Raw genomic sequence first — 7,668 nt, 5'->3', positions numbered from 1 at the left:
CGTCGGCTCACACCACCAGGGCGTGAGCGTCGGTTCCCGCGCCTACCGGGACGGTTTCACCGACACCACAAGGGTGCCGGCCAGCGCCTTCCCGTCGGCGAGCGTTGGTAGCCCGGCCTCCTGCTTGGGGGTCCGGGGATCGATGAGGGTCTCGTGCGCGCGCCCACAGGGCGAGGTTGATCGCCGCATTCACATCCCGATCAGCGCGAAACCCGCACCCGCAGGTGAAGATTCGATCGGCCAGCGTGAGCGTGGTGTTGAGGCCGCCGCACGCCGAACAGGTCTTGCTGGACGCGAACCAGCGGTCGGCGGTGATGACTTCTCCGCCGCGCCAGCTGAGCTTGTAGTCCAGGATGCGAGCGAACTCGCCCCACCCGGCGTCGCTGATCTCCCGCGACAACCTACGGTTGCGCAGCATCCCCGCCACATGCAGGTCCTCGACAACGAGCCGGTCGTGGGTCTTGACCAGCTCGTTGACCACACCATGCAGAAAATGGCGACGGGTATTGGCGATCCGATGATGATGCCGCCCAAGGCGGGCAGCCGCCCGGGCGCGGTTGACCGATCCTTTCTCCTTACGGGACAACGCTTTCGACAACCGCCGCAGGCGTGGCAATCCGTTCTTCAGCGGTGTGGGTGCGGTGATGCGGGCTACCTCGTGGCCGTCGGCTGTGGCGGCGACAACGAACGCCGACAACCCCCGATCGATGCCCACCCACCCGTCGAGGTCATCAACAGCGCGGGTCCGATGTTGGCGGGCCGGGTGCAGATCGGCGGCCTCACACGACAAGCTGACCTGCCAGCGACCCGCCCGCCGGGTGATGGTGGCATTGAGGATCTTCGCCCGCCCGCCAGCGAGCATCCGCCGCAGGCGGCGGGTGTCCTCGCGCACCCGAATCGTGCCGATTCCGGGCAGGGTCACCGACCGGGGCGTGGCATCGTCACCGACACGGATCGCTGCCCGGCCACCGCGTGGGTGTCTGTTTCGCAGCCGAAACGATGGGATGGCACCGCTTTTGGATGTGAACCGTGGAAACCCCACCCACGGACCGGTGCGTTTCCCGGACCGCGAGTCCGACCAAGCGGCCAAGCCGCGCCCACAGTTCACGGCGGCTTCTTCGAACACCTGCTGGTAGACCTGGTCCCGCCACCGCAGCCCGGTCACGATCACCTCGATGTCCCCGGCGGGGTCGACGACGAATACCCGCCCAGCGTCTTCGGACTTCTTCCACGCGTTGAAGGCGTTGATGAGGCTGAACGCGGTGAACGGCACCGGATGGGCAGGCTCGATTTTCCTCTGTGCCAGCGCGGTTTTCACCATATCCAGGCACTGGTTGTAAGCGAATCTCGCTGCCCCGGCGTGCCGGGTAAGCGCCTGTTGCTGCTCGACAGTGGCGTCGAGGCAGTAGCGGAAGGTGATGTGCCTGCTCATCACCGGCGAGTGTGGCACAGGCCACCGACAGAAACCGGTGACCCCGTCACCGACCCGAACCTGCCAGCACCAACGATCAGTTCATAGACAGGTTGAACGCGATATGACGAATTTCGACGACAGCACCGCAAAACTCGCTGATGCGCTCCGGGCCTCTCTGAAGGAAACCAGTCGGTTGCGGGCGCACAATCGTAAGCTCGACGCCGCGCTGCGGGAGCCGATCGCGATCGTGGGCATGGCCTGCCGATACCCCGGCGGTGTCGAGTCACCGGAAGACCTGTGGCGACTGGTCTCCGACGGCGTCGACGCCACCACCGACCTCCCCGCCAACCGCGGCTGGGATATCGAACGCATCTACGACCCGACCGGCGAACAACCCGGCCGTTCCCACACCCGATCCGGCGGATTCCTGCACACCGCAGGCGATTTCGACCCCGCGTTCTTCGGGATCAGCCCGAACGAAGCGGCCACCATGGATCCGCAGCAGTTCCTCCTGCTCGAAACCTCCTGGGAGGCATTCGAACGCGCCGGAATCGACCCGGCGACCCTGCGCGGCAGCGCGACCGGCGTCTGGGTCGGCATGATGTACCACGACTACCCGGCCAACGCGAACGCGGGATCGCTGGCGTCGGGCCGGATCTCCTACACCTTCGGACTCCAGGGACCGTCGGTCACCGTCGACACCGCATGTTCGTCCTCGCTGGTGGCCATGCATTCGGCCGCCGCCGCACTGCGCTCGGGCGAGTGCGAGCTGGCCCTGGCGGGCGGTGTGACCGTGATGGCGGGCCCGGACACGTTGGTGGAGTTCAGCCGGCAACGCGGACTGGCCATCGACGGCCGCTGTAAGTCGTTCTCCGACAGCGCCGACGGCGTCGGCTGGGCGGAGGGCGCCGGTGTGCTGGTGCTGGAACGACTGTCCGACGCGCAGCGCAACGGCCACCGGATTCTCGCCGTGCTGGCCGGTTCGGCGGTGAACTCCGACGGCGCGTCCAATGGGCTGACCGCGCCCAACGGCCCCGCGCAGCGGCGCGTCATCGAGCAGGCACTTTCCAATGCCGGAATCTCCGCCGCCGACGTCGACGCGGTCGAAGGACACGGCACCGGAACGACGTTGGGCGACCCGATCGAGGCGCAGGCGCTGCTGGCCATCTACGGCCGCGATCGCGGCCCGGAACGGCCGCTGTGGCTCGGGTCGCTGAAGTCGAACATCGGACACGCGCAGGCCGCCGCGGGCGTGGGCGGCGTGATCAAGATGGTGATGGCGATGCGGCACGGAACACTGCCGCGCACGCTGCACGTGGACCGGCCATCGACCAAGGTCGACTGGTCCGCGGGTGAGGTGCGGCTGCTGACCGAACCGGTGCCGTGGCCGCTGCTCGATCGCCCACGCCGCGCGGGCGTGTCGTCATTCGGCATCAGCGGCACCAACGCACACGTCATCCTCGAACAGGCTCCCGCCCTCGAACAGGCGCCCGCCGCCGCGACGACTCCGGCCGAGCCCGCCGGGGCGGTCATGCCCTGGGTGCTGTCCGCCGCCAGTGCCCGTGCGCTCGGCGAACAGGCCGTTCGCTTGCGGTCGTATGTCCGCGAAAACGCCGTCGCAGCACACGATGTCGGATACTCCCTGGCCGCCACCCGCGCCACGCTCGGCCATCGAGCGGTGGTCCTCGGCGCCGATCGCGACGAACTGCTGTCGGGTATCGAGGCATTGGGGCGCGGAGACTCCGTACCCGGTGTGGTGTCGGGACGCGCGGCTTCGGGTTCGACGGGGTTCGTCTTCTCGGGTCAGGGTGCGCAGTGGGCCGGTATGGCCGAGCAGCTGCGTACGCACCCGGTTTTCGCGGCGACGTTCGACGAGGTCGTCGCCGAGCTGAATCCGCTTCTCGACCAGCCGGTTTCGCTCGTGGAGGCGTTGACCGCGACGGATCTGATCAACCAGACGGTCTTCGCGCAAGCCGGACTGTTCGCCTTCGAGGTCGCACTGTATCGCCTGCTCGAGGCGTGGGGTCTGCGCCCCAACCTGGTGGCGGGCCACTCGATCGGCGAAATCGCCGCCGCGCACATCGCCGGAGTGCTGTCGCTCCCGGACGCCTGTGCCTTGGTGGCCGCACGCGGCCGGTTGATGCAGGCGCTCCCCGCGGGTGGCGCGATGGTCGCGGTGGGAGCGCCGGAATCCGCCGTGGCCGCACTGTTGACCGGCGGCGTATCGATCGCGGCGGTGAACAGCCCCACCTCGGTGGTGGTCTCCGGCGTCGAGACCGAGGTGGACGCGCTGATCGAGGTGTTCGCCGAGAAGTCTTGGCGGACAAGCCGTCTACGGGTGTCGCACGCTTTCCATTCCGGATTGATGGATCCGATGTCGGCGGAGTTCGCCGCGGTGGTCGAGGGCTTGAGCTTCGCCCGGCCGACCATTCCGCTGGTATCGACCGTGACCGGCGCTCGGGTGACCGATGAGATGTCGGACCCCGCGTACTGGGTGCGTCAGGTCCGCGCCACGGTGCGGTTCGCCGACGCGGTGACCACGATGGCGGACGCGGGTGTGGTGCGCTTCGCCGAGATCGGGCCGGACGCGGTCCTCACGCCGATGGTGGCGGGCACCGTGGACGCCGAAGGCGCCGTCGCGGTCGCGGTGGCGCGCCGTGAGGAGGCCTCGACCGCCACGGTGACGGCCGCGGTCGCGAAGTTGTTCGTGTCGGGCGCGGAGGCGGATTGGCCCGCGTTCCATCCCGGCGCGCAACCGATCGACCTGCCCACCTACGCGTTTCAACGCGAGCGGTTCTGGCTCGATGCGAAGCGGTATCTGTCGACGACGTGGCTGGCCGCCGAAGCCGATGCCGCAGGATTGGATCCCGTCTCCCATCCTCTACTGGGAGTTGTTGTCCCGCAGCCCGATTCGGGTGGGGTGAGCTTCGTCGGCCGATGGTCGGTGGACTCGATCGGATGGTTGGCCGATCACAGCGTGCTCGGTACGGCACTGCTGCCGGGCACCGGTTTCGTCGAGTTGGCGACCCATGTGGGCGGATTGCTCGGTCACGCGCGAGTGGACGAGCTGATCCTGCACGCGCCGTTGACACTGCCCACCCACGACGGAGTTTCGGTGCAGGTGGTGGTCGGCGCGGCGAATGATTCCGGTCGACGGCGCATCACGATTCACTCGCGCCAGCCGGATGCCGTCGCATGGACGTTGCACGCGGAGGGCGACCTCACCGCCGACGACGTCCGGCCCGATTTCGATCTCGCCGTCTGGCCTCCGGTCGACGCCGAGGCGATCGACGTCGCCGACGCGTACACCGAGATGCTGGATGCCGGGTACGGATACGGCCCCGTTTTCCAGGGCATGCGGGCGATGTGGCGACGCGGCGAGCACGGCGCCGATGGTCACGAGCTGTTCGCCGAGGTGGCCCTGCCGGATCCGGAGGCCGCCGAAGGCTATGGCCTCCACCCCGCACTGTTCGACGCGGCGATGCACGCCCTCATCGTGGATCGCATGCGCGCTGGCGGCAACGACGCGCCCGCACTGCCGTTCAGCTGGCGTGGCGTCGCACTGCACGCGGCCGGATGCAGTGCCGCCCGGGTCCGAATCCGGGTGCACGACAACCGTTTCACGCTGTGGCTGGCCGACAGCACCGGCAGCCCGGTGTTGTCGGTCGACTCGCTGGACACCCGTCAGGTGTCCGCGGACCGGCTGCGCGCCGACCGGGCGGCCGATGCCTTGTTCACGGTGGAGTGGATCGCCGCGACGTCGGCCGCCGCCGGTTCGGCCGCCCCGGCCCGCACAGCGGTCATCGGTGCGCCGGGTTCGGCGGAGGTACCCGGCTACCCCGATCTCACGACGCTGATCGCCGAACTCGACGCGGCCGCCGAAGCTGTTGTCCCCGAGCTCGTATTGCTCCATTGCGCCGATACCGGCGACGCGTCGTCGTACGCCGCCCGCGAGGCATTGAACGGTGTGCTGGCCACCGTCCAACAGTGGCTGGGAGACCCCCGATTCGCCGAGGCCCGCCTGGTGATCCTGACCAGCGACGCGGTAACCACCAGCGAGTACGAGCAGGTGCGCCCGGCGCAGGCGCCGGTCTGGGGTTTGGTGCGCGCGGCCCAGGCCGAACATCCGCACCGGTTCCAGCTCTTGGACCTCGATGGTGCCGCCGACCACGATCCGGCCGCCGTCGTCACCGCCGCCGCGGCCCTGGCGACGGAGCCGGAGGGCGCGCGGCGCGGCGCGAAAATCCTGGTGCCGCGCCTGGTTCCGCATCAGCTCACCGAGACGAGCCGCGAGCCGGTCGAGCCCTTGGACACCGGCACCGTGCTGATCACCGGCGGCACCGGTGGGCTGGGGGCGCTGTTCGCCCGGCACCTGGTCACCGAATACGGTGCGCGGCGGCTGGTGCTGACGTCCCGGCGGGGGCCGCAAGCTCCCGGCGCCGACGCGTTGTGCGCCCAATTGACCGAACTCGGTGCGCAGGTGACTGTCGCCGCCTGCGACGTCTCCGATCGAGACGCGCTGAAAGCACTGCTCGACGAGATCGGGTCCGAACACCCGCTGACCGGTGTCGTGCACGCGGCGGGCGTCGCCGACAACGGCCTGATCGAATCGATGACGAGCGGCCGCATCGATGCCGTGTTCGCGCCCAAAGCCGACGCCGCGTGGCATCTGCACGAGCTCACGAGTGACCAGCCGCTGTCGCTGTTCGTCCTGGTGTCCTCCGCCGGTGGGTTGGTGCTGGCCGCCGGGCAGGCCAACTACGCGGCGGCCAACGTGTACCTCGACGCCCTCGCCACCTATCGCCGGGCGGCCGGGTGGACGGCCACGTCGATCGATTACAGCCTGTGGGAACGATCGACCGGTCTGGGCACGGAACTGTCGGACGAGGATTTCGAACGGATGCGGCGACAGGGCTTTCCGGCGCTGTCCGAATCCGACGGACTGGCGCTGTTCGATGCCGCCGTTACCTCCGGCATCGCCCAGCTGGCCGCGCTACCTGTCGACCGAGCCGTGCTCCGCACGCGCGCCGAGCACGTACCCGCCCTGGTCCGCGGGCTGGTACCGATCTCGGCACAGCGCGAGAAGCCGTCACCGCTGCTGGATCTGGTCGGCCTGCCGTCCGCCGAGCGGCTTCCGCTGCTCGTGGAGTTCGTGCGCAAGCAGGCTGCCGCGACGCTCGGCTACGCGGATGTCGACCTCATCGAGGTCGACAATGTGTTCGGCGAAATGGGATTCGACTCGATCACCGCGGTCGAATTCCGAAACGCGCTCCGCGACGCTACCGGCGTGCAGTTGCCCGGCACCCTCGTCTTCGACTATCCGACGCCCCAGATTCTCGCCAAACAACTGGACGAGAAATTGGCGGAAGGCGCCGGCGCCCTCGCGAACGCTGTCAACGCGGCCGCCGAACGAGATCGCCAGGAGGGTGTCGCCGACGACTCGCTGTACGGAATGTTCCGCACCGCGGTGGGGCGGGAACAGTATTCGGTCGCCTTCCTGCTCCTGCACCTGGCGGCGCAGATGCGTGACCAGTTCACCGCCAACGACGAGCTGGACGTCGAACCGGAGCTCATCCGATTGACCGACGGCGCCGCCACGCCGCGCATCATCTGCATCGCCCCGCCGATGGCGGCCGGCGGTGTGCGCCAATACGCCAGAATGGCAAGCAAACTGCGGACCGCCCGCGACGTGGTCGGCCTCGCACCGATGGGGTCCCATGCGGGCCAGCCGGTGCCCACCGACTACGCCGCGGCCACCAAGGCGTTGCTCCAGCCCATCCTCGACGCCGCCGAGGGCCGGCCGTTCATCCTGTTCGGATATTCCTCCGGCGGGGTCCTGGCCTACAGCGTCGCCGAACGGCTGGAAGCTCTCGGCGGACCCGCGCCGATGGGAGTGGTGCTGGTGGACAGCTACCGGGTGGGCGAGGGCGAAGGCAGTGAGTGGATTCTCAAGCCGGTCGCCGAGAACATGGTGACCAACGAGGCCGCCTTCGATCGATTCGACCCCGCCCGGTTGACCGCCATGGGCCAGTACATTCAGGTGCTCCGCGGAATCGCGCCCGGGAAGATCACCGCGCCCACCCTGTTCCTCCAGTGCGCACAGCGGATTCCCGGAGTCCCCGAGGACTTCATGGCGTGGCAGGCCCAGCCGTGGGACGAGAGCCATCACGTGGTCCAGGTGGATGCCAACCACTTCGCCATGCTGCACGAGGGCTCGGATCAGGTCGCCGCGGCGGTCGACGATTGGCTGGAAG

2 protein-coding genes and 1 pseudogene are annotated in these 7,668 nt (G+C 68.8%); 2 read left to right on the top strand and 1 reads right to left on the bottom strand.

Translation table 11 applies throughout. From position 1 onward, the window contains the following. Nucleotides 1-7 precede the first annotated feature (7 nt). On the bottom strand, nucleotides 8-1,432 hold the full coding sequence (locus ACFV4K_RS06915; protein WP_379272712.1) for an RNA-guided endonuclease TnpB family protein: 1,425 nt from the start codon (nucleotides 1,430-1,432) through the stop codon (nucleotides 8-10). On the opposite strand from ACFV4K_RS06915, the pseudogene ACFV4K_RS06910 reads away from it, so the two are divergent. Both ACFV4K_RS06910 and ACFV4K_RS06905 read left to right on the top strand, forming a co-directional pair. After that, nucleotides 1,419-1,598 (top strand): annotated as a pseudogene (locus ACFV4K_RS06910) (hypothetical protein); the annotation flags it as partial. The gene ACFV4K_RS06915 and the pseudogene ACFV4K_RS06910 sit on opposite strands and share 14 nt — an antisense overlap. A 9-nt stretch (nucleotides 1,599-1,607) precedes the next feature. Continuing rightward, nucleotides 1,608-7,668 (top strand): type I polyketide synthase (locus ACFV4K_RS06905; RefSeq protein WP_379272731.1); only part of this gene is annotated, 6,061 nt, incomplete at its 3' end.

Origin of the sequence: Nocardia sp. NPDC059764 (assembly GCF_042732555.1) — a bacterium.
In the GTDB taxonomy this organism is placed as follows: Bacteria; Actinomycetota; Actinomycetes; order Mycobacteriales; family Mycobacteriaceae; genus Nocardia.
Note: the sequence above shows the minus strand (reverse complement) of the source record. Positions and strands in the feature narration are given on the sequence as shown.

Bases quoted from the DNA above. Each gene is read 5' to 3' on its own strand.
- ACFV4K_RS06915 (WP_379272712.1), bottom strand. From the start codon at position 1,432: ATGAGCAGGCACATCACCTTCCGCTACTGCCTCGACGCCACTGTCGAG.